This window comes from Streptomyces sp. R11, assembly GCF_041051905.1.
GTDB lineage: Bacteria > Actinomycetota > Actinomycetes > Streptomycetales > Streptomycetaceae > Streptomyces.
In genome coordinates, this window is the sequence record NZ_CP163432.1 from 715,783 (window position 1) to 737,500 (window position 21,718).

Consider the following 21,718-nt stretch of genomic DNA (forward strand, 5'->3'; position numbering starts at 1 on the left):
GGCCCGCAGTCGCCGAACCGGATGTCCGGCACATCCTTAGGCGCAGGCGGAAACAGCAACCGGCTCCAACGAACGAACGGGCCGCACACACCCGACCGCCTGACCGCCCCCAAGCAGCGCCTCTCCTTGGAATTCGGCGAGCGACTCCGAATCAATACCGGCCCACGCAAGAGCCGCGGCAGCAACCGGCACCCGCGCCCGATTCGCCCCATCGGCGATCTTCACGGCGACGGCACGCCCGTCCGGCAGCGCAGCGACCTGCACCCCTTCGAACCCATCCTTGGCAAGCAGCCCCGGCACGGCCCGCATCAGCGCGGCCACATCCCTCCCCGACCCGGACGCCATCTCCGCATGCTCCCGCATCGCGTCGGCGACCCGAGCCTCGGGCGTACCCGGCGCCGCAGTGGTGATACGGGCAGCCGCACGGGCGAGGCCGTGCAGCGAGACGGAGAACAGCGGCGCCCCGCACCCGTCGACCGTCACTCTCGCGATCCGCTGCCCCGTGAGGTCCTCGACGATCTCGGCGATCGCCTGCTGCAGCGGGTGCCCCGGGTCGAGGTAGTCCTCCAGGGACCAGCCGTTGAGCGCGCAGGTGTACAGCATCGCCGCGTGCTTGCCGGAGCAGTTCTGGGCGAGCCGGGAGGGCAGGCGGCCCTCCCGCACCCAGGCGTCCCGGACGACCGGGTCGAACGGCATGTCCGGGACGTTGCGCAGGTGGTCCTCGGTGAGCGCGGCGAGTTCGAGGATGCGCCGGGTTCCGGCGAGGTGGCGTTCCTCGCCGGAGTGGCTCGCGGCGGTGAGCGAGAGGAGCTCCCCGTCGAGCGGGAGCCCGGCCCGGGCCATGGCGACGGCCTGGACGGGCTTGAGGGCGGAGCGCGGGTAGAAGGCGGCCTCGATGTCACCGAGCTGGAACTCCACCTTGCCGTCGGCGCCGAGGACGACGACGGAGCCGTAGTGGGTGCCTTCGATCATTCCGCCGCGTATGAGGTGGGCGACGGGGGCGTGGAGGGGTTCGCGGACAAGGGGTGCGTCCGCCATGGAGCTGCTGTACATCACTGCCTGGCTGTCCTGGGTCGATGAGGGGTCGTCGACCGACACGGGTTCACGCGTCGGCCTTGGTGGCGGTGCGGGCGACACGGCCGCGGATGGCGTACCAGCCCGCGACCAGCGCTCCGACGATCAGCGGCAGGCACAGCACGGTGGTGCGGCCGGCGCCTCCGTCGGCGTACATGAGGACCAGGACGGAGGCGAGGAACGCCAGCGTCACGAGTTCGGTCCAGGGAGAGCCCGGCAGTCGGTAGCCGGGCCGGTCGAGTTCGCCCTTCTGGGTCTTCTGCCAGAAGAGCAGGTGACAGATCATGATCATGCCCCAGGTGGCGAGGATGCCGATCGCGGCGAAGTTCAGCACGATCTCGAACGCATCGGCCGGGACGACGAAGTTGAGTCCGACGCCGAGGACACAGATACCGCTGGTCAGCAGGATGCCGCCGTACGGGACCTGGCTGCGGCTCATCACCGAGGTGAACTTCGGGGCGGAGCCGGACATCGCCATGGAGCGCAGGATGCGGCCCGTGGAGTACAGGCCGGAGTTGAGCGAGGACATGGCCGCGGTCATCACGACCAGGTTCATGACGCCGCCGGCCGCCGGGATGCCGATGTTGGACAGCACGGTGACGAAGGGGCTCTCACCGGCCTTGTACGACGACCAGGGCAGCAGCATCGAGAGCAGGAGGACGGAGCCGACGTAGAAGAGGCCCACCCGCCACATGATCGAGTTGATCGCCTTCGGCATGATCTTCTCGGGGTTCTCGGTCTCACCGGCGGCGACGCCGACCAGCTCGACGGAGGCGTAGGCGAAGACGACGCCCTGGACGATCAGCAGCATGGGCAGCAGGCCGTTGGGGAAGAGGCCGCCGTTGTCGGTGATCAGGGACGGGCCGGGGGTGTGGCCGTCCACGGGCTGCTGGGTGACCAGCAGGAAGATGCCGATGCACATGAAGACGACGAGCGCGCCGACCTTGATGATCGCGAACCAGAACTCCAGCTCGCCGAAGATCTTCACCGAGATCAGGTTCACGGTGAGGACGACCGCGAGGGCGATGAGCGCGATCACCCACTGCGGGATGTCGGAGAACATGCCCCAGTAGTGCGTGTACGTCGCCACCGCGGTGATGTCGGCGATGCCGGTGGTCGCCCAGTTCAGGAAGTACATCCAGCCCGCGGTGTACGCGCCCTTCTCTCCCATGAACTCCCGGGCGTACGACACGAAGGCGCCGGAGGACGGGCGGTAGAGGACGAGTTCGCCGAGGGCGCGCACGACGAGGAAGGCGAAGACGCCGCAGACCGCGTAGGCGATGAACAGGGACGGCCCGGCGTCGGCGAGCCGGCCTCCGGCGCCCAGGAACAGGCCGGTGCCGATGGCTCCGCCGATGGCGATCATGTTGACGTGCCGCGATTTCAGCGACTTGCTGTAGCCGGCGTCTCCGGCGTCGACATGGCCGGAACGTTTCTGCACGCCCTCGTGCAGGGACTGCTCACTCACGCCTCGGGTCCGCCTTCCGTGGTGCTGTCCGTGCGCGCGGGGCGCACGATGTCGGTGAGGGTCGTCTCGACGCGGTCCAGGTGGTGGGCCATGGCATCGGTGGCGTCGAGTTCGGAACCGTCGATCAGCGCCTCGACGATCGCCCGGTGCTCGCGGTTGGACTGCTCGCGCCGGCCGCCCAGCTCGTTGAGGAAGGCCGACTGACGCGCCAGTGCGTCGCGGATCTCCTCGATGACCCGGCGGAAGACCGGGTTCTGGGCTGCCTCGGCCACGGCCAGGTGGAAGAGGGTGTCCATCGCGACCCACGCGGTGGTGTCCGTCTCCCGCTCCATACGGTCGAGCAGGTGAGCCAGGTGGTCGAGGTTCTCCGGGGTGCGGCGCAGTGCCGCGTATCCGGCGACCGGGATCTCGACGTGCCGGCGCACCTCCAGCAGGTCGCTGGCCGCGTAGTCGCCGAAGGTCGGGTCCTCGACCGCGCTGGCGACGACGAAGGTGCCTTTGCCCGTCTTGGAGACGGTCAGGCCCATGGTCTGCAGGGCCCTGAGGGCCTCGCGCAGCACGGGCCGACTGATCTCCAGGCTGCGGCAGAGCTCCGCCTCGGAGGGGAGTTTGTCCCCGATGGCGTACTCGCCGCGCTCGATGGCACTGCGCAGGTGCGCCAGGACCGCTTCCATGGCGCTGACCCGCCTCGGCGGCTGTCCGGCTGTCCGGCTGTCTGACAGGTTCACGGGAGTGATACTCCGGGTGAGGTGTGGGTGGTGTCAAGGGGAGCCGGTGGGTGAGGTTCACCGGGTGTGAAACCGCAAAGCCGACCCCGCCCGGCCGGCCGACGGGCGGGCGCCTGTGTCAGCTGCTGATCACGCCCGCACCCAAGAGCCCGAAGAGCAGCAGCCCGACCACGATCCGGTAGATCACGAAGGCGTTGAAGGAGTGCTTGGCGACGAACTTCAGCAGCCAGGCGATGGAGGCGTAGGCGACGACGAAGGAGACGGCGGTGCCGACGGCCAGCGGCAGCGCGCCCGTGCCCGTCGTGCCGAGGGCGTCCTTCAGCTCGTAGATGCCGGCGCCGGTAAGGGCGGGGATGCCGAGGAAGAAGGACAGCCGGGTGGCGGCGACGCGGTCCAGGTCGAGCATCAGCGCGGTGGACATCGTGGCGCCGGAGCGCGAGAAGCCCGGGAACAGCAGGGCGAGGATCTGGGAGCTGCCGACGAGCATCGCGTCCTTGAAGGAGGTGTCGTCCTCCCCTCGCTTGTGCCGGCCCATCCGGTCCGCGGCCCACATCACACCGCTGCCGACGATCAGGGAGCCGGCGACCACCCACAGGGAGGCGAGCGGCCCCTTGATGAGCGGCTTGGCGGCCAGGCCCACGGCGATGATCGGGATCGTCGCGCAGATCACCCACCAGGCGAACTGGTAGTCGTGGTGGTATCGCTCCTCCTTGTCCCGCAGCCCGCGCAGCCATGCGGAGACGATCCGCACGATGTCCTTGAAGAAGTACACGAGCACGGCGGCGATCGCGCCGACCTGGATGACGGCCGAGAACCCGATGACCGCGTCGTCGTCCACGGGGATGCCCATGAGCCCCTCGGCGATCTTCAGATGCCCGGTCGAGGACACGGGCAGGAACTCGGTCACCCCCTCGATGGCTCCGAGGACAACGGCCTGACCGACGCTGATGGCGCTCATGGGATCCAGTTCCGGGGTCGGCGGGACAGCAGTGGCGCGCACTGTCCTACCAGGTGCGGGTGTGGTTCCTGCGGCAACAGCGGCGGTGTCGTCGTCTAGGACCACACCGCCTGGGCGATCGCCACCCCCGCGAACGCCGCGCCGAGGCCCGCGATCACACTCCCCACGGCATTGACGACGGCGTAGAGTCCGGCTCCCGTCTCGGTCAGCCGCAGGGTCTCGTACGAGAACGTCGAGTACGTGGTCAGAGCCCCGCACAGCCCGGTGCCGAGCAGCAGCTGGAGGTGGGAACTCGCGGCTCCCTCGGCCGCCGCGCCGGTGAGCAGGCCGAGGACCAGGCAGCCGCTGACGTTGACGACGAAGGTGCCCCAGGGGAACACGGAGTCGTGCCGGGACTGCACCGCCCGGTCGGTGAGATAGCGCAGCGGCGCGCCGACGACGGCACCCGCGATCACCAGGAGCCAGTTCACGGCGACTTCTCACCTTCCGCGGACCGGATGACCTCGCAGGCGTCGAGGGTGACGAGCCCTTCGGTGACGAGTTCGTCGAGCTGCGGCAGGAAGGCCCGTACGCGTTCCTCGGTGTCGACGATCACGATCGCGACCGGCAGGTCCTCGCTCAGGGACAGCAGCCGTGAGGTGTGGATCAGTGAGGAGGCGCCGAAGCCCTCGATGCCGCGGAAGACGCTGGCGCCCGCGAGGCCGGCCGCGTGGGCGCGGTGCACGATCTCCGAGTAGAGGGGCTTGTGGTGCCAGGTGTCGTGTTCGCCGACGAAGACGGTGAGGCGCAGGGCGCTGCCGGTCGGCCTGGTCATGACTGCCTCCGTTTCAGGACGCGGCGAGTCGCCGCCGTCGCCAGCCGGACTGCCGTGAGCGCCGCGATCAGGGTGGCGGCGAGGTAGGCCAGTCCGGTGCGGGCGTGGCCGCTGTCGACGAGTTGCTGGATGTCGACGGCGTACGTGGAGAAGGTGGTGAAGCCGCCGAGCACCCCGGTGCCGACGAAGGGGCGGACGAGGCGGTGGGCGGGCCGGACCTCGGTGATGATCACCATGAGCACGCCGATCATGGCGCAGCCGACGACGTTGATCCAGAAGGTCGCCCAGGGGAAGCCCCCGGGCTGGGCGGGCCACCACAGGGAGACCGCGTACCGGGCCGTGGCGCCGATGGCTCCGCCGAAAGCCACCACCGCGACGATCGGCGCCTGCGTCCGCCATGCGGGCTGCCGCGGGGCGCGCAGGCTCTCGGTGTCCGGGGCTGTCATGGTCGTACGTCTCCTACTCGCCGGGGCCCGGGCAGATGGGCGCGGTCGCAAGTAGGGACCGTTGGCGGCATGCGCGCCGCGGTTCGGGTACGGCGGGCCCCACCGCCGCGCCGCGACGATGATCGCGGCTGCTGAACAGCCTAACCCCGGACGCGAAGGCCGGTCACTTCTGATCGGGCAGTTCGCAGAGCGCCACGCCCCGCTCCCACAGGCTCCCGAGGACCAGGTGGCCCCCGGTCTCGCAGACGCTGGTGACCATGCGGAAGCCGGAGTGGCGGCGGGCCAGGTGGTGGACGACCCGGCCGGTGTCGTCGAGGGCGAGCACGCCGATCGTGCCCGTGGGACGGAACGGGGCGCGCACGGCGACGCGGGCGGCGGTGCGGCGTACGGCGGGGGCGGCGCGGTGCAAGAGCTCCAGCGGCGGCACGCGCGGGCCGGCCAGCGCCACCCAGATCGGGCCGTCGGGTGTGCCGCGCCAGAGGTTGTCCGGCATGCCCGGCAGGTTCTCGGCGAAGGGCTCGCCGTGTCCGGCGCGGGGCCCGGTGAGCCAGTAGCGGGTGAGGCGGCACTCGCTGGTCTCGGCGACGACCAGGAAGGAACCGTCGGCGCTCGGGGCGAGGCCGTTGGCGAACTGGAGTCCTTCCAGGAGGACTTCGGGGGTGTCACTGTCGGGGGCGAGGCGCAGCAGGCGGCCCGTGGCGGTGTGTTCGACGAGGTCGCCGATCCAGTGCTCCAGGGGGTGCCGGCGACTGCTGACGGTGAAATAGACGCTGCCGTCGGGCAGGGCGACGACATTGCTGCAGAACCGCAGCCGCTCCCCCGCCGCCGAGTCGGCGAGGATGCGTACGGTGCCGTCGGTGAGGTCGACGCGGAGCAGTCCGCGTTCGGCGTCGCACACCAACAGGGCGTCGTCCGGCAGGAGTTCGAGGCCCAGTGGCCGGCCGCCGGTCTCGGCGAGCACCTCGACACGGACCTCGGCACGGGGCTCGGCGGCGTCCGCCAAGCCGTCCAGGCGCAGGATACGGCCGTCCTCGAGGCCGGTCAGGACACGGCCGCGGGCGTCGGCGACGACGTCCTCCGGGCCTCGGCCGCCGATCGCGACGTAGCGGTGCGGGACGAGCGCCCCCGGACGTTCCATGTGCGTCTTCCCTTCGCCGCCCCGGTGTGCCCGGGCCCCTCGACTCCCGGCTCTGCGTTCTCGGTTCGCCGCCTACCAGCCCTTCTCAAACATGCGCGCGACCTCGGCGATCCGCATGTCGTCGCGACGGTAGTACACGCGCCGCCGGATCCGCTTGGTGCGCAGCATGCCGAGGCCCGCGAGCAGGCCGAGGTGGGCCTCGGCGACCTTCCGCGGCACGCCGAGCTTCGCGGCCACGGCGTCCGCGGTGACGCCGTCCTCGACGGGATCGCCGTGTCGCCGCTTCGGGAAGTGCGCGACCGGATCCTTCAGCCATTCCAGGATGTCCAGTCGCGTCGCGCTGACGGGAGTCCTCAGCATCTCGTCCCCCCTCCGTCGGGCCGCGTCGTAGCGCGTATTCCCACTGTCCCGCAGTCGAAGCAGCCGTGTCCGCGACTCTTGGACCCTTGTCCGGTACCGAACGGCCGTACGACATAGGGATGTTCGGCGGAGCGCCGACCTTCTGCGTCCCGGACGCGGTGGGGCCCGGCCGCGGGGGCTCGGCCGGGCCAAATGGTCACGGAATCAACGGACTCGGCGAACTCACCGGTGGCTGAACCACGCCATCGAGGACAGGGCCGTGTCGTCGTAGCCGAACAGGGCCTGGTTCTCCCAGCCGTTGCCGGAGGAGGCGTCGGTCGGGTCCCAGCCGTTGCCGGTGACGGCGGTCCAGGTCGCCTCCCAGTAGAAGACGCCGAGCCCACGGCCGTTCGGGACGGCCTCCACGATGCTCGTCACGTCGTTCATCCAGCGGCGCTGCCCGGCCGTGTTCGCCGGATAGCCGGAGACCAGTTCGCCGGTGGTGTTGATGATCTCCTCGTGCGAGTCCTTGCTGTCCAGCCGGAACGGGTAGGCCGTCTCGGCGACGAAGACCGGCTTGCCGTAGCGGGCGGCCGCGTCGTCCAGGGTTGTCTGGAAGTCGTGGAGCGAGCCGTGCCAGTAGCCGTAGAACGACAGGCCGATCGCGTCGAACTTCACGCCGTTCCCGACCGCGCTGTCGAACCACCAGCGGGTGCCGGACAGGTCACCGCCCTTGGCGAGGTGCAGCGCGACGGTGGTGCCCGAGTTGACGGCCTTGACCGCGTCATAGCCCGAGTTGAGCAGGCCGGCGAGCTGCGACCAATTGTCCGTGGAACCCTCGGACCACAGCATGCCGCCGTTGATCTCGTTGCCCACCTGGACCATGTCGGCGGTGGTGCCCTGGGCTTTCAACGCGTTCAACACGTCGTACGTGTGGTTGTACACGTCGGTCTTGAGCTGACTGTACGAGTGACCGGCCCAGGCGGCCGGCTTGCTCTGGGCGCCCGGGTCGGCCCAGGTGTCCGAGTAGTGGAAGTCGACCAGCAGCTTCATGCCGGCCGCCTTGATGCGCTTGGCCATGGCCAGCACGCGCGTCTTGTTGTTGTAGCCGTCGGCCGGGTTGACCCAGACCTTCAGCCGCGCGTAGTTCATGCCGGCGTTCTTCAGGATGGTGATCGCGTCGCCGGTCGTGCCGGAACCGGTCCTGTAGACGCCGCCCTTGGCCTCGCTCTTGGCGAGGGAGGAGATGTCTGCGCCGTGGATCGACGTGCCGCCCGTGCCGGACGCGAAGGTCAGGTCGTCGACATTGATCCAGTTGCCCGCGTTCGCGTCGCTGTTGATGCTGATCGTGCACTGGTTGGCGGTCACCGCGACCGGCACGACGATACGGATCCAGCCGCTCGCCGAGACCGGAAGGTCGGTGCGCTGCTCGGCGCCGCCGCAGTTCTTCAGCGCTATGTACGCCGAGTTCTGGCCACCGCCGGAGCGGACCCAGGCGGTGAGCCGGTAGTTCCCGTTGGTCAGCCCGGACAGGTACTGATACGTCTCCACCTTGTAGGCGGCGGACGCCCAGTGGGTCAGTCGGTGACTCCCGCCGTGGCCACCGGCCTCGGTGAAGGAGGCCGCGCTCTGGCCGGACGCCGAGTACGTGGACCAGCCGACCGGGGTGGCGGTGCCGGTGCCGTCGGACTCGAAGCCTGCGTTGGTGAGCGTGCTCGCCGCCGAGGCGCTCTGTGCGGGCAGGGCGGTGAGGGCGAGTCCGGCGGCGAGCGGCAGCAGCAGGGCTCGGAGGGTGCGTCTGGGATGGAACATCGTCGTCCGTCGTCCCTTCGACGTATGGGGTTGGGGATCCCTCACCGCCGCGGTGGGGAAACTGCGGTGAGGAGCCCCTCCGCCCGCGGCTCGTGGCACGCACGGGCGGAGGGGAGTCGGCTCAGCCGTCGAGTCGTACGACCCGTACGGCTCCCGCGGGGACCTCGAGGCGGCCCGCGGCGCGTTCGCCGGTCAGCAGCTCGGTGCCGGGCACCTCCAGCGGCACCTTGGCGTCCGACACGGTGTGGTTGATCGCGAACAGGTAGCTTCCCGACTCGCCGGTACGGCGTACGACCTCGACATCGCGGGGCAGGTCGGCACGCGGGGCGACCTGCGCGTCCTCGGTCGCCCGGCCCAGCAGCGCGTCGAGACCCTCGGCGCCCAGGCGCGTGGAGACGTACCAGGCGGTGCCCGCGCCGAGGCGGTGCCGGGTGACGGCGGGGTGTCCGGCGGTCAGGCCGTCGGCGTACGTCCAGACGGTCTCGGCGCCGCGCGGGACGACGAACTCGCTCCACACGTCGCCGCGCAGCTCGGAGCCGTCCGGGCCGCTGATGCGCACCAGCTGGTCCTGGAGCAGCGGCGAGAACTCCTCGACGGTCAGGCCGAGGACGTCCCGAAGCGGCCCGGGGTAGGCGCCCTCGTGCACGGCATCGTGCTCGTCGACGATGCCGGAGAAGTACGACACGACGAGGGTGCCGCCGTTCTCGACGTACTCCGTGAGGTTGCTCCCGGCCGCCTCGGTCATCAGGTACGAGGCCGGTACGACGACAAGGGGATACCTCGACAAGTCGGCTTCGGGGTGGGCGAAGTCGACCGTGAGGTGCCGGTCGTAGAGCGCCTCGTAGAAGGCGTCGGCGCGCTCGCGGGCGTCGTGCTCCTCGCTGGGGTGCCAGTCGAGGCTCTGCGCCCACCAGGAGTGCCAGTCCCACAGCATCGCCACGTCGGCCTGCGTGCGGGTGCCGCGCACGGCGTCCAACGAGTCGAGAGCGGCGCCGAGTTCGACGACCTCACGCCACACACGTGTGTCGGTGCCGCCGTGCGGGACCATCCCCGAGTGGAACTTCTCGGCGCCGCGCCGGGACTGCCGCCACTGGAAGAACATGGCGCCCTCGGAGCCGCGCGCCACGTGGGCGAGGGAGTTGCGGGCCATCTGGCCGGGGGCCTTGGCGGGGTTGCGGGGCTGCCAGTTGACGCCCGAGGTGGAGTGCTCCAGCAGGATCCAGGGGGCTCCCCCGGCGACCGAGCGGGTGAGGTCGGCGGCCATGGCGAGGTTGACGTGGGTGCGGCGGCCGTCGGTGATCAGGTAGTGGTCGTTGGTGACGATGTCGACCTCGCGCCCCCAGGCCCAGTAGTCGACGGAGTCGCACTGGCTGAGGGCCGTCATGAAGTTGGTCGTGACCGGGACGCCCGGCGCGAGGCGGTGCAGGATGTCCCGTTCCATACGGAAGTTCTCGCGCATGGTGGCGTCGGCGAACCGCTTGTAGTCAAGCGCCTGGGCCGGGTTGACGGCCGTCGGCGTCAGGCGCGGCGGGTTGATCTCCTCGAGGTCCGAGTACCGCTGCCCCCAGAAGGCCGTGCCCCAGGCCTCGTTGACCGCCTCGACCGTGGCGTACGTCGACTCCAGCCAGCGTCTGAAGTGTGCCGCGCAGGAGTCGCAGTAACAGGCCGAGACGGGGACGCCGTACTCGTTGTGCACGTGCCACATCGCCAGCGCCGGGTGGTCGCCGTAGCGCTCGGCGAGCCGGGTGGTGATGCTCGCGGCGGCCGCGCGGTAGTCGGCGTTGCTGTGACAGATGGCGGCGCGCGACCCGAACTCGTGGCGCACGCCCTCCCGCGTCATGGGCAGGGCCTCGGGGTGGGCGCGGTAGAACCACACCGGCGGGCAGACGGTGGGTGTGCCCAGGTCGACGCGGATGCCGTTCTCGTGCAGCAGGTCGAACAGGCGGTCCAGCCAGCCGAAGTCGTACGCCCCCGGTGACGGCTCCAGCAGTGCCCAGGAGAAGATCCCGACGCTCACCATCGTGACGCCGGCCTCCCGCATGAGCCGGACGTCCTCCTGCCAGACGCCCTCCGGCCACTGCTCGGGGTTGTAGTCCCCACCGAAGGCGAGCCTCGTGAGCCCCCTGGGGCTGGTCTCCGGCATGGAATGCCTCCCGATTTATCGATCAGTTGGGAACGTGCACACACATCGTCGGCAGTGCGAGCCCAACATAACCGCACAGCAACAACCATTGACAAGTGTCCGGGATGTTTCTCTACTGTGAACGCTCACAGAAGCATGGCAGGTCTTCGCAGCAGGCGGAGACCCCAGGTCAGGGGAGAGATCCATGCCCATTGCGAAGCGCCGGCGGCTCTTCGTCACAAGCGCCGCCACCTCCGTCGCCATCGCACTCGGCGCCACCGCCCTCGCCGCGTGCGGCTCGTCCGGGAGCGACAGCGAGGCCGAGTCCGGTCCCGTGTCGCTGACGTACTGGACCTGGACGCCCGGCATGGACAAGGTCGTCGACCTGTGGAACAAGGGCCAGGGCCAGAAGGACCGGATCACGGTCACGGTGAAGAAGCAGGCGTCCGGCGACACGCTGGTCACCAAGATCCTCACCGCCCACAAGGCGGGCAAGGCGCCCGACCTGGTCCAGGCCGAGTACCAGGCGCTGCCGACGCTGGTCAGCAATGACGCGGTCGCGGACATAGCGAGCGAGGTCGGCGACGCGAAGGGCAAGTTCGCCGAGGGTGTCTGGCAGCAGACGACGCTGGGCACGGACGCGGTCTACGCGGTCCCGCAGGACATCGGGCCGATGATGTTCTACTACCGCGAGGACCTCTTCAAGCAGTACGGCCTGAAGGTCCCGGCCACCTGGGACGAGTTCGCCGAGACCGCCCGCGCGCTGAAGAAGAAGGCGCCGGACAAGGACCTGACCACCTTCTCCGCCAATGACTCCGGTCTCTTCGCGGGGCTGGCCCAGCAGGCCGGCGCCAAGTGGTGGACGACCTCCGGCGAGAAGTGGAAGGTCGGCATCGACGACGCCGCCTCCCAGAAGGTCGCCAAGTTCTGGGGCGACCTCGTCAAGGAGGGCGCCATCGACAACCAGCCGATGTACACGCCGGCCTGGAACAAGGCGCTCAACACCGGTAAGCAGATCGCCTGGGTCAGCGCCGTGTGGGCCCCGGGCACCCTGACCACGGCCGCGCCCGACACCAAGGGCAAGTGGGCCATGGCCCCGCTCCCCCAGTGGTCCGACTCGGACAACATCACCGGCAGCTGGGGCGGTTCCTCCACCGCCGTCACCACTGACTCCAAGCACAAGGCGGCCGCCGCGAAGTTCGCCGCCTGGCTGAACACCGACGGCGACGCCCTCAACGCGCTGGCCAAGGAGAGCGGCATCTACCCGGCCTCCACCTCGGCCCAGCTCAGCGGCGCCTTCACCACGCCGCCGGACTACTTCTCCAACCAGGCCGACTTCTACACGAAGGCCGCCGAGATCGCCGAGAGCACGGCGCCGTCCGCTTGGGGCCCGAACGTGAACGTCGCATACACGACCTTCAAGGACGCCTTCGGCTCCGCCGCCAAGAACAAGTCGGACTTCGGCGCCGCCCTGAGGACCATGCAGGACGACACGGTCGCCGACCTCGAGAAGCAGGGCTTCGAGGTCTCCGAGTGACCAGCACAAGCCGGAGGGCGTACGGGGTGAAGGGGGCCCCGTACGCCTTCCTCGTCCCCGCCACGGTCCTCTTCCTGCTCTTCTTCGCCCTGCCCATCGGCTACGCGATCTGGCTCAGCTTCCGCAAGGTGCGGGTCTCCGGGCTCGGGCTCGGTTCCGGCGCCCGCAAGGAGGTCTGGGCCGGCCTGGAGAACTACACCGACGCACTCACCGACAGCGAGTTGCTCAACGGCGCGCTGCGCGTGCTCGGCTACGGCTGCATCGTGGTGCCGGTGATGCTGGGCCTCGCCCTGCTGTTCGCGCTGATGCTGGACTCCGAGAAGGTGCGGCTGGCGCCGTTCACCCGACTCGCGATCTTCCTGCCGTACGCCATTCCGGGCGTGGTGGCCGCACTGCTGTGGGGCTTTCTGTACCTGCCGGACGTCAGCCCGTTCTACTTCGTGCTCGACAGGCTGGGCATGCCGCAGCCGGACCTGCTCGACGGCGGTCCGCTGTACCTCGCCCTGTCGAACATCGCGGTCTGGGGCGGCACCGGCTTCAACATGATCGTCATCTACACGTCGCTGCAGGCCATCCCGGCCGAGGTGTACGAGGCGGCCAAGCTGGACGGTGCCACGCCGCTGCAGATCGCACTGCGGATCAAGATCCCGATGGTGGCGCCCTCGCTGGTGCTGACCTTCTTCTTCTCGATCATCGCCACGCTCCAGGTGTTCAACGAGCCGACCACCCTCAAGCCGCTCACCAACTCCGTGTCCACGACGTGGAGTCCGCTGATGAAGGTGTACCAGGACGCCTTCGGCAAGGGCGACATCCACGCGGCGGCCGCCCAGGCCACGATCATCGCCCTGGCCACGCTGCTGCTGTCCTTCGGCTTCCTGCGGGCCGCGAACCGTCGTAACAAGCAGGAGGCGGCACGATGAGTTCTCTTGCTGTGCACAAGACCGGGCGGGCCGCCGACACCACCCCCGGCACCGTCCGGAACCGCCCGCCGCTGCGCCGCCGCATCGCACTGATCCCGACGGTCACGCTGCTGCTCGGCGCGGTGTACTGCCTGCTGCCGGTCGCCTGGGTGGTGATCGCGGCGACGAAGTCCGGCAGCGAACTGTTCTCCACCTTCACCTTCCTGCCGGGCACGGGCTTCGCCGACAACTTCTCGGACCTGAGCGCCTACCGCGACGGCGTGTACTGGCAGTGGATGGGCAACTCCGCCCTGTACGCCGGTCTCGGCGCCCTGCTGTCGACGGTCGTCTCGGCGTTCAGCGGCTACGCGCTCGCCATCTACCGCTTCCCGGGCCGCGAGACGATCTTCAACGTGCTGCTGGCGGGCGTGCTGATGCCGCCGGTCATCCTCGCCATCCCGCAGTACCTGCTGCTGGCGAAGGCCGACCTCACGGACTCGTACCTGTCCGTGCTGCTGCCGCAGATCCTCTCGCCGTACGGCGTCTACCTCTCGCGGATCTACGCGGCCGCCGCCGTCCCCGCCGACGTGGTCGAGGCCGGGCGGATGGACGGCGCGAGCGAGTGGCGGATCTTCACGCGGGTCGCGCTGCCGATGATGGTGCCCGGCATGGTCACGGTGTTCCTGTTCCAGTTCGTGGCGATCTGGAACAACTTCCTGCTCCCGTACATCATGCTCAGCGACGACGAGAAGTTCCCGATCACGCTCGGTCTGTACACACTCCTCGAACAGGGCGCCAACACCCCGGCGCTGTACACGCTGGTGATCACCGGCGCGTTCCTCGCGGTGCTCCCGCTGGTCGCGCTCTTCCTGGTCATCCAGCGGTTCTGGAGCCTGGATCTGCTCTCCGGGGCCGTAAAGTCATGACCATGAGCAACACGGGGGGCCGACGCAAGCCGCCGACGATCCACGACGTGGCGCGCGAGGCCGGAGTCTCACGGGGCACGGTCTCGCGGGTGCTCAACGGCGGGCACTACGTCAGCCCGACCGCGCAGGAGGCGGTCAACGCGGCGATCCGCAAGACGGGTTACGTCGTCAACCGGCATGCCCGCTCGCTGATCACGGGGCGTTCGGACTCGATCGGCTTCCTGCTGACCGAGCCGCAGGAGAGGTTCTTCGAGGACCCCAACTTCAACGTCCTGCTGAGCGGTTGCACGCAGGCGCTGGCCGCGCACGACATCCCGTTGCTGCTGATGCTGGCCGGCACGAAGGACGAACGGCGGCGCATCACGCGGTACATCACGGCGGGGCACGTGGACGGGGTGCTGCTGGTGTCCAGCCACTCCGGTGACCGGGTCGCCGAGGAACTGCGCGAGGCGGGCGTGCCGCTCGTGCAGTGCGGCAAGCCCATGGGGCCCGGCTCCAAGGTGAGTTACGTTGCGGCGGACGACCGGGACGGCGCCCGTGACATGGTGCGCCATCTGCTGTCCGTGGGGCGCCGCCGGATCGGCGTGGTGAGCGGTCCGCTGGACACGCCGGGCGGTGTCGATCGGCTCGCCGGCTACAAGGAGGTACTCACTGAGGCGGGCGTCGGGATCGACGAGCGGCTCATCGTCTCCGGCGACTACAGCCGTGCCAGCGGCGAGGCGGGCACCGAGCGACTGCTGGCGCAGGCCCCTGACATGGACGCCTTGTTCGTGGCGTCCGACCTGATGGCCCAGGGCGCCCTGGCCGCGCTGCACCGGGCCGGTCGCCGGGTGCCCGAGGACGTGGCCGTGGGCGGCTTCGACGACTCCGCCGCGGCGACGGAGGCAACCCCCGCCCTCACGACGATCCGCCAGCCCTACGACCGCATCAGCGCCGAGATGGTGCGGCTGCTGCTCGCGCAGATCGGCGGCGAGGACCCGGCGGCGGTGATCCTGCCGACGGAGTTGGTGAAGCGGGAGTCGACGTAGTCGCGTGAGCGGCCTGCGGGGGCGCGCTGCACGGCCACGCGGCCGTCGGCGCGCCCTCGGTCTGCGACCGGTCAGGAATGAAGAAGCGGCCCCGGACTCCCCCGCCCTAGCGTGAAACCACCGACGAAAACCGTCGAGCACACTTCACCTCAGGAGGGCGTCATGACCGCCGGAGTCAACACGATCATCTACCCCGTCAAGGACCTGGACCTGGCGAAGACCCTGTTCAAGGCCCTGCTGGGCACGGAACCGTATGCGGACGAGCCCTACTACGTCGGCTTCAAGGACGCCGGACAGGACGTCGGCCTCGACCCCAGCGGACACGCGAAGGGCATGACCGGTCCGGTCCCCTACTGGCACGTCGACGACATCAGGACGACCCTCGCCGCCCTGTTGGAGGCGGGTGCCGAGGCGCTGCAGGACGTCCACGACGTCGGTGGCGGCCGGCTGATCGCCTCCGTGAAGGACGCGGACGGCAATCTCGTCGGGCTGCTTCAGGACCCGACCGGCTGAGACCCGCCCCGAAGCTCGCCCACGATTCCATTGCGCGCGCACTAGTTGCACAGGCAACAAATGGCCGGATCGGTGCTACCGTGCCAGGTATGGCAGTGAAGACGGCCGACACCGGGCTCGAGGAACGGTGGCGGGACATCCTCTCCGTGCACGCGCGCACGATGTGCGAGATCGACCGCGTGCTGCACCCGCACGGCCTGGGCGCGAGCGACTTCGAGGTGCTCGACATCCTCGCGGCGGCGACCCCCAAGGAGGGCGAGCCGTGCCGGGTGCAGAACCTGGTCGGCCGGGTGCATCTCAGCCAGAGCGCGTTGTCCCGGCTCATAGGGCGGCTGGAGAAGGACGGCCTGGTGGAGCGATCCGTCTGCGCCGAGGACCGGCGCGGCGTCTACGTCACCCTCACCCGCAAGGGGCGTGATCTGCACGCCGAGGTGCTCCCGCTGCAGCGGGATGCGCTGGCGCGGATGCTGACCGGCTGAGGGCTGGACGTCGGACGACGAATGACGGGGCTCGGGCATCGGGCCGTCAGATCACGAACTCGGTCCCGTCCGCAAGCACTTCCACGCCCGCCTCGGACACCTGTGCACGAGCCGCGGAGGCGGGGTCGAGCAGGGGATTCGTGTCGGTCAGGTGGGTGTAGATCCGGCGGGCGTGCGGGTGCCGGGCCAGGGCGGCGAGGCTGCCGGCCGGTCCCGAGACGGACAGTCGGCGGCCGGCCTGCGGCGTCTCGTCCGGCGCGAAGTGCGTGCCGTCCATGACGACGCAGTCCGCCGTCTCGATCAGGTCGTCCAGCATCGGGCTCCAGGTGCGCAGGCGGGGCGCGTACACGAGGACACCGCCGGTCGCCAGGTCCTCGATGCGGTACGCCGTCACCCAGCGGTCGTCGGACGACCGGGCCGGTACGTACGCCGGCGGCTCACCGACGACGGGGTGGGCCGTGACGACCAGGCCGCCGGCCAGCACGAACCCGCCCTCCGTCAGGCTGTCCGCCCACTCCCACGGGTCGTGACGGTCGAGCGCCGCCCGCGCCGGGGCCAGGGCGGCGAGGACGGGTGGGGCGGCGTATGTCTTCAGCCCGGGCACATCACGCAGCACGGCAAGGCCCGCCACGTGATTCGCCTCGGCGTCGGTCAGCAGCACTCCCCGTACGGGAGTGTGCCGCGGGCTGGGCCACAGGGCGGAGGCCGCGGTGAGCTGGGCGCGGATGTCGGGCGAGGTGTTCAGCAGCCACCAGTCGCGGGAGTTGCCGGTGACGGCCGCGCATTCGGGGCTGCGGGCGGGCAGCTTGCCGTCGCGGGCCGCGGCGCATCGCGCGCAGGCACAGTTCCAGCGTGGAAACCCGCCTCCGGCGGCGGTACCGAGCAGGACGAACCTCAAGACGACCCCCCACCCATTCGCGTCGGCCCTCCCGGTGGGATCTTCCCTCTCCGTACGGCCGAAGCACCCCGCGGCGGGGAGCAGTTCCGGCCGACCTTCACCGGCCGTCCGGGGCTGTCCTGGGTGCCGTCAGTGGCGGCTGGGGTGACACAGCGTGAAGGGGACGAGCGGCTGGGGTGCCACTCGTCCCCTTCACGTCTTCACCTCGCCGTCGGCGCTGTACGGCCGATCGTCGGGCTAGGGCCGCGCCAGCAGGGTCCGCACGCCCTCCGACGTCAGCGTCAGCGGGTGTGAGGAGCCGGCGTCTATGGTCAGGGCCAGGTCCTCGGACGGCCACTGCGAGGCGAGTGCGCCCAGCGGAACCAGGCGGTAGCGGGAGACGAAGGGCAGCAGCTCGGCCATCGCGGGCTCGGAGGTGAAGACGGGGACGACCGGCTCGCCGTCCGACCGCTCGATGACCGGAAGCGCCACTGCGCCGGGGTCGATGGCGTCCTGCTCATTGGCGTCGTCGGGGACGGGGACGAGGACGTCGCTGCTCGCGAGCGTGTCCATCGCCGTCCTGTCCTCGCTGTTCCCGGCCAGCGCGTCCAGCGCACGCCGGGCCGGTGTGGCGGTGTTGTCGTTCGCTGGTGTCTCCATGACAGATCCCCTGGTAGCGGCGGTAGTGCGGGCCGCCCGGGACGTGATCGACCTGGTGCGGCCCTGCTCGCGTACCCGATCCGGACCGGAGCATTCCTATCGCCGTCCAGGGGATGGGAATGCTGTCCGAGGGTCCTTCTCAGGGCAGCACCCGGCGGAGGAATCAGGGGATCAACGGAATGTGGTCGGACGGCTGTCGTCGAACGCCGAGCGCGTCCCAGCACCCACGCTCCGCGAGACGCTCCTTCTCCTCGGCCCAGGCCGTGGGCTGCCCCTCCATGAACAGCAGATGATCCACCAACATCCACAGGGCCGTCTCGCCCCCGAACATCCCGGGCCGCCGAAGCGCGGGGTTCAGCTGCTCGACGAGGTAGGCGTGGATCTCCTCGGCGGAGGCCGAGGCTCTGGATTCGGTCATGGCAGCAAGCCTCCCGCATCCGGAGTACCGGACAGACGACGACAGGGCAGAGCCCGCTCCTGGACGACGCCCCCATCTCCGTCGTCCGCCTCCACCCGGTACACATGCGCACCCGGCGCACACGTCACCGCCTCCGTCATGCTGCCGTCGGTGAAGAGAGCCCCAGTCCCGTCGTCCAGAGCCCACCCGGCGGGTAGGGCTCCGCCGCCCACCGCCGACCGATAGGAGGACCGGCGTCCCGGTTCGCTGTCGTAGTGCGGGCAGACCGAGCCCGGCAGCAGCCCCAAGCCGTCCGGCAGGCAGGTCAGCGGGCCGAAGGAGTCGGTGTGGGAGGCCTCGGCCCAGCAGTTGGCGCCCGCGCTGATGCCGCACAGCAGGGTGCCGCGGTCGTAGGCCTCACGCAGAAGCCGGTCCACTCCGTGTACGCGCCATACGGCGAGCAGGTTCGCGGTGTTTCCGCCGCCGACGTAGACCACGTCCTGCGCTAGCAGGTACGCACGCAGGGCCTCGTCGTCGAGCGTCCGTTGGAACAGTGGCAGGACCGAGGGAGCGCAGGAGGGGCGCGTACGGAACGCGGTCAGGAACCTCTCCGCGTACGCCGGGGCGTCCCCGCTCGCGGTGGGCAGGAAGCAGACCTTCGGCCGGGGGGTGCGCGCGTGTCCGAGGAGCCAGTCATCGAGCAGGCCGTCGTCCTCGGTGGAGAAACCGCCTCCGAGGAGGGCCAGGCGGCGGGGCGGAGCGTCGGGCACCGGTGGGCCTCCTCGGGGCCGGGAAGTGTTCGGGAACGATGCCGTGGTCCGGGCGGCGCGCGCAATCGAGATTGGCACTGCCGGCGCAGGAGGCGACTGTGCGTAGGCCCTCGTGCGTGGGCCGTCCGCACCCGGTCGGCGGGCCGAGGTCCACGGCGGGCGAACAGTCGTAGCCTGAAGAGGTAAGGACAGGCTCCCGCCCTCGTGGGCGCGGGAGGCGGCGTATGCGGTACGACGATCGCAGGGCGGCCGGGCAGCTGCTGGCCGAGGCGCTGGAGGAGTGGCGCGGCCAGGACGTGGTGGTGCTGGGGCTGCCGCGCGGCGGGATGCCCGTGGCGGCCGAAGTGGCCCGGCATCTCGGCGCCCCGCTGGATGTGCTGGTGGTGCGCAAGCTGGGCGTGCCCCAGCAGCCGGAGTGGGGGTTCGGCGCGATCGGCGAGCACGGTGTCCGCGTCCTCAACCAGGATGTGATCAGCGAGGCCGGGCTGGACCTGGCCGAGCAGAACGCCGTGGAGCGAGCGGAGCGGGCCGAGCTGGAGCGGCGTGTGAGTCAGTACCGGCAGGGCCGGGCCGCGCTGCCGGTCGCGGGGCGTGTCGCGGTCGTGGTGGACGACGGGCTCGCCACCGGCGCCACGGCCGAGGCGGCCTGTCGGGTCGTACGGGGTCAGGGCGCGGCCCGGGTCGTGCTCGCCGTCCCCGTCGGGCCCACTCGCAGCGTCGCCCGACTGCGGCGGGTCGCCGACGAGGTGGTGTGTCCGCAGCCGCTGCGGGCCCTCGGCTCGGTGGGCGCCTGGTACCGGAACTTCACCCAGACCTCGGACGCCGAGGTAGCGTACCTGCTCGCCGAGGCCGCCCGCGCCATGCCCCGCTCCCCCGCCGGGCAGTCCCCCGAGGGGGAACCCTCGTCACGGTCGAACCGGGAGGTGCTGATCCCCGCCGCGGGGGCCCGGCTGGGCGCCCACCTGGTCGTGCCGGACGAGGCCCCCGCGGCCGTGGCGTTCGCGCACGGCAGCGGCAGCGGCCGGCACAGCCCGCGCAACCGCTACGTCGCCTCCGCCCTCAACCGCGCCGGACTGGCCACACTGCTGCTCGACCTGCTCAGCGACGACGAGGCCCACGACCGGCACAACGTCTTCGACATCTTCCTGCTCGCCCGCCGCCTGCACGCCGCGTCCCTGTGGCTGCGCAGTGAAACCGGCCTGCCCGTCGCCTACTTCGGGGCCAGTACCGGAGCCGCCGCGGCACTGGAGGCCGCCGCGCTGTCCGGCTCCGGCATCCGCTCCGTCGTCTCCCGCGGCGGCCGCCCCGACCTGGCCACCCCGGCGGCGCTGACCCGCCTGCGGGCGCCGACCCTGCTCATCGTCGGCAGCCGCGACACCCAGGTCCTCAGCCTCAACCGCCTGGCCGCCGACCGGATGCACTGCGAGCACCGGATCGCCGTCGTCCCGGGCGCAACCCACCTCTTCGAGGAACACGGCACTCTCACCACCGTCGCCGAACTGGCCCGCGACTGGTTCACCGCCCACCTCGACCGGCCCACCGCTGGGACGTCGCCGCGCCGGTCGCGGTAGCGACGACGGTCCCCGCGCGACTTGATCCGGTCGGTCCGGAGGCCCCGGTTCCACCCACACCCAGGGTGATGGAGATTATGTGCAGGACATATGCCCGGACCCAGGATCCTGCACCGAGAGGGACCCCCGTGAGCGAACCCAACGGCCCCGTCTGCCCGGAGTGCGGCACACCCCGGGCATCGGACGGAACTCCGGCCTGCTCCTGCACCCGCCTCGCCTCCGACGCCCGCCGCGACGCGCGCACGGCTGAGGCGGCCGCAGCGGAGGACTTCGCTCCGCTGCGGATACGACCGTTCGTGGAGCTGGGTGACGATGCCGGGGCGGCGGACCTGGCGACGGCGGACGAAGTACCGCCACGCTCAACGGGCTTGGAGACATCAAGGGACCTGGCGAGGCAAGGGGACGCTGGGGGCGCCGGGACCGCTGAGCTCGCCGGGGACGCGGACGACAGCCCCACGTCCCCTGTCCCCGCCCCCGTCCCCGCCTCCCCAGACACAGCACTCGGCGAGACCCCCGCCCCCGAAGCGGAAGCCCCGCAAGGCCCCCCACGCAAGCGCCGCCCCCTTCTGATCGCCGGAGCGGGCGCCGCCATGGTCGTCCTGGTGACCGGTGCCGTCCTGGGCGGGCTCCACCTCTACGACAGCCCCTCCCGGGGCAGGGCCGCGTCCGACGACGTACGGGCCCCCGTCCCGGACAGCTCCACCGAGGACGGCACATCCGCCGAGGGCCAGTCCGCCGCCACGGCCACCGCGTCGCCGGCTTCGAGCCCGACGCCCTCGCCCAGTACGCCCCCGACCGACAGCGCGGCAACCCGAACCAACTCCTCCGCCACCCCCGCCGCTGCCCCCTCCAGCGGCGGCGTCGGCCCCAGCGCCGCCGCCCCCGAACCCACGGCCGCGGAGGGTGAGCCTCCGGTCCTCCGGCTCGGCGACCAGGGACCCCAAGTCACGGAACTCCAACTGCGCCTGCGCCAGATCGGCCTCTACGCGGGAGACATCGACGGCGACTACGACCGCGGGGTGGAAGGCTCGGTCCGCACCTACCAGCTCACCCGCGTCATCCTCAGCGACGAGTCCGGCGTCTACGGCCAGGCGACCCGTGCCGCACTGGAATCCGAGAGCTCGGAGCCGTGACGCCCCGAGGCGGCCGGGTGTTGCGGGTG

General features: G+C 70.7%; 23 protein-coding genes. 8 read left to right on the forward strand and 15 right to left on the reverse strand.

All coding sequences use genetic code 11. The annotated features are described in order from the left end of the window. Window positions 1–36: 36 nt before the first annotated feature. The 11 genes from AB5J55_RS03335 to AB5J55_RS03385 form a co-directional block, all read right to left on the reverse strand. A complete protein-coding gene (locus AB5J55_RS03335) occupies window positions 37–1,053 on the reverse strand; it encodes an asparaginase (RefSeq protein WP_369269192.1) in 1,017 nt (338 codons plus the stop codon). Between the two features lie 49 nt (window positions 1,054–1,102). Next, on the reverse strand, window positions 1,103–2,542 hold the full coding sequence (locus AB5J55_RS03340) for an amino acid permease (protein WP_369269193.1): 1,440 nt from the start codon (window positions 2,540–2,542) through the stop codon (window positions 1,103–1,105). After that, entirely contained in the window at window positions 2,539–3,216 is a 678-nt protein-coding gene (locus AB5J55_RS03345) for a FadR/GntR family transcriptional regulator (protein WP_369276077.1), read from the reverse strand. Before AB5J55_RS03345 ends, AB5J55_RS03340 begins: the two co-directional genes overlap by 4 nt. Window positions 3,217–3,388: 172 nt before the next feature. Then, window positions 3,389–4,228: an undecaprenyl-diphosphate phosphatase gene (locus AB5J55_RS03350; protein ID WP_369269194.1), complete on the reverse strand. Its 840-nt coding sequence runs from the start codon at window positions 4,226–4,228 to the stop codon at window positions 3,389–3,391. A gap of 95 nt (window positions 4,229–4,323) precedes the next feature. Continuing rightward, a complete protein-coding gene (gene crcB / locus AB5J55_RS03355; RefSeq protein WP_369269195.1) occupies window positions 4,324–4,698 on the reverse strand; it encodes a fluoride efflux transporter CrcB in 375 nt (124 codons plus the stop codon). Next, the gene (locus tag AB5J55_RS03360) at window positions 4,695–5,042 is read right to left on the reverse strand and encodes a DUF190 domain-containing protein (protein ID WP_369269196.1); all 348 of its coding nucleotides are present in this window, start codon (window positions 5,040–5,042) and stop codon (window positions 4,695–4,697) included. The genes crcB (AB5J55_RS03355) and AB5J55_RS03360 overlap by 4 nt, the downstream gene beginning before the upstream one ends. Then, window positions 5,039–5,488 carry a fluoride efflux transporter CrcB gene (gene crcB / locus AB5J55_RS03365; RefSeq protein ID WP_369269197.1) on the reverse strand — a complete coding sequence of 150 codons (450 nt, stop codon included), beginning with the start codon at window positions 5,486–5,488 and terminating at the stop codon, window positions 5,039–5,041. The genes AB5J55_RS03360 and crcB (AB5J55_RS03365) overlap by 4 nt, the downstream gene beginning before the upstream one ends. 163 nt (window positions 5,489–5,651) lie before the next feature. Further along, a complete protein-coding gene (locus tag AB5J55_RS03370) occupies window positions 5,652–6,626 on the reverse strand; it encodes an SMP-30/gluconolactonase/LRE family protein (protein ID WP_369269198.1) in 975 nt (324 codons plus the stop codon). Window positions 6,627–6,698: 72 nt separating this feature from the next. Next, window positions 6,699–6,986, reverse strand: a complete 288-nt coding sequence (locus AB5J55_RS03375; RefSeq protein WP_369269199.1) for an ArsR family transcriptional regulator — start codon at window positions 6,984–6,986, stop codon at window positions 6,699–6,701. 222 nt (window positions 6,987–7,208) lie between these two features. Next, window positions 7,209–8,777 carry an arabinogalactan endo-beta-1,4-galactanase gene (locus tag AB5J55_RS03380; protein ID WP_369269200.1) on the reverse strand — a complete coding sequence of 523 codons (1,569 nt, stop codon included), beginning with the start codon at window positions 8,775–8,777 and terminating at the stop codon, window positions 7,209–7,211. Window positions 8,778–8,898: 121 nt separating this feature from the next. Further along, the gene (locus tag AB5J55_RS03385) at window positions 8,899–10,920 is read right to left on the reverse strand and encodes a beta-galactosidase (RefSeq protein ID WP_369269201.1); all 2,022 of its coding nucleotides are present in this window, start codon (window positions 10,918–10,920) and stop codon (window positions 8,899–8,901) included. Between the two features lie 184 nt (window positions 10,921–11,104). Here AB5J55_RS03385 and AB5J55_RS03390 point away from each other — a divergent pair, with 184 nt between their 5' ends. The 6 genes from AB5J55_RS03390 to AB5J55_RS03415 all read left to right on the forward strand — a co-directional run bounded on the left by AB5J55_RS03390 (window position 11,105) and on the right by AB5J55_RS03415 (window position 16,281). Continuing rightward, entirely contained in the window at window positions 11,105–12,436 is a 1,332-nt protein-coding gene (locus AB5J55_RS03390; RefSeq protein WP_369269202.1) for an ABC transporter substrate-binding protein, read from the forward strand. After that, complete coding sequence (locus AB5J55_RS03395; protein ID WP_369269203.1) at window positions 12,433–13,356, forward strand: carbohydrate ABC transporter permease; 924 nt, start codon at window positions 12,433–12,435, stop codon at window positions 13,354–13,356. Before AB5J55_RS03390 ends, AB5J55_RS03395 begins: the two co-directional genes overlap by 4 nt. Then, window positions 13,353–14,261 carry a carbohydrate ABC transporter permease gene (locus AB5J55_RS03400; RefSeq protein WP_369269204.1) on the forward strand — a complete coding sequence of 303 codons (909 nt, stop codon included), beginning with the start codon at window positions 13,353–13,355 and terminating at the stop codon, window positions 14,259–14,261. The genes AB5J55_RS03395 and AB5J55_RS03400 overlap by 4 nt, the downstream gene beginning before the upstream one ends. Further along, window positions 14,258–15,289, forward strand: coding sequence for a LacI family DNA-binding transcriptional regulator (locus AB5J55_RS03405; protein ID WP_369269205.1), 1,032 nt, complete (start codon window positions 14,258–14,260; stop codon window positions 15,287–15,289). The genes AB5J55_RS03400 and AB5J55_RS03405 overlap by 4 nt, the downstream gene beginning before the upstream one ends. A 162-nt stretch (window positions 15,290–15,451) precedes the next feature. Next, window positions 15,452–15,802: a VOC family protein gene (locus AB5J55_RS03410; RefSeq protein WP_369269206.1), complete on the forward strand. Its 351-nt coding sequence runs from the start codon at window positions 15,452–15,454 to the stop codon at window positions 15,800–15,802. Between the two features lie 89 nt (window positions 15,803–15,891). Continuing rightward, on the forward strand, window positions 15,892–16,281 hold the full coding sequence (locus tag AB5J55_RS03415) for a MarR family winged helix-turn-helix transcriptional regulator (protein WP_369269207.1): 390 nt from the start codon (window positions 15,892–15,894) through the stop codon (window positions 16,279–16,281). Window positions 16,282–16,327: 46 nt separating this feature from the next. Here the strand turns inward: AB5J55_RS03415 and AB5J55_RS03420 are convergent, their stop codons facing one another. From AB5J55_RS03420 to AB5J55_RS03435, 4 genes are all read right to left on the reverse strand, one after another. Then, a complete protein-coding gene (locus AB5J55_RS03420) occupies window positions 16,328–17,179 on the reverse strand; it encodes an MBL fold metallo-hydrolase (RefSeq protein ID WP_369269208.1) in 852 nt (283 codons plus the stop codon). A 237-nt stretch (window positions 17,180–17,416) separates the two neighbouring features. Next, window positions 17,417–17,818 carry an SseB family protein gene (locus tag AB5J55_RS03425; protein WP_369269209.1) on the reverse strand — a complete coding sequence of 134 codons (402 nt, stop codon included), beginning with the start codon at window positions 17,816–17,818 and terminating at the stop codon, window positions 17,417–17,419. Window positions 17,819–17,981: 163 nt separating this feature from the next. Next, a complete protein-coding gene (locus AB5J55_RS03430) occupies window positions 17,982–18,236 on the reverse strand; it encodes a hypothetical protein (RefSeq protein ID WP_369269210.1) in 255 nt (84 codons plus the stop codon). Next, on the reverse strand, window positions 18,233–18,985 hold the full coding sequence (locus AB5J55_RS03435) for a Type 1 glutamine amidotransferase-like domain-containing protein (protein ID WP_369269211.1): 753 nt from the start codon (window positions 18,983–18,985) through the stop codon (window positions 18,233–18,235). Before AB5J55_RS03435 ends, AB5J55_RS03430 begins: the two co-directional genes overlap by 4 nt. 224 nt (window positions 18,986–19,209) lie before the next feature. Here AB5J55_RS03435 and AB5J55_RS03440 point away from each other — a divergent pair, with 224 nt between their 5' ends. Both AB5J55_RS03440 and AB5J55_RS03445 read left to right on the forward strand, forming a co-directional pair. Beyond that, window positions 19,210–20,556 carry a phosphoribosyltransferase family protein gene (locus AB5J55_RS03440; RefSeq protein WP_369269212.1) on the forward strand — a complete coding sequence of 449 codons (1,347 nt, stop codon included), beginning with the start codon at window positions 19,210–19,212 and terminating at the stop codon, window positions 20,554–20,556. A gap of 128 nt (window positions 20,557–20,684) precedes the next feature. Beyond that, window positions 20,685–21,689: a peptidoglycan-binding protein gene (locus tag AB5J55_RS03445; RefSeq protein WP_369269213.1), complete on the forward strand. Its 1,005-nt coding sequence runs from the start codon at window positions 20,685–20,687 to the stop codon at window positions 21,687–21,689. Window positions 21,690–21,718: the final 29 nt, after the last annotated feature.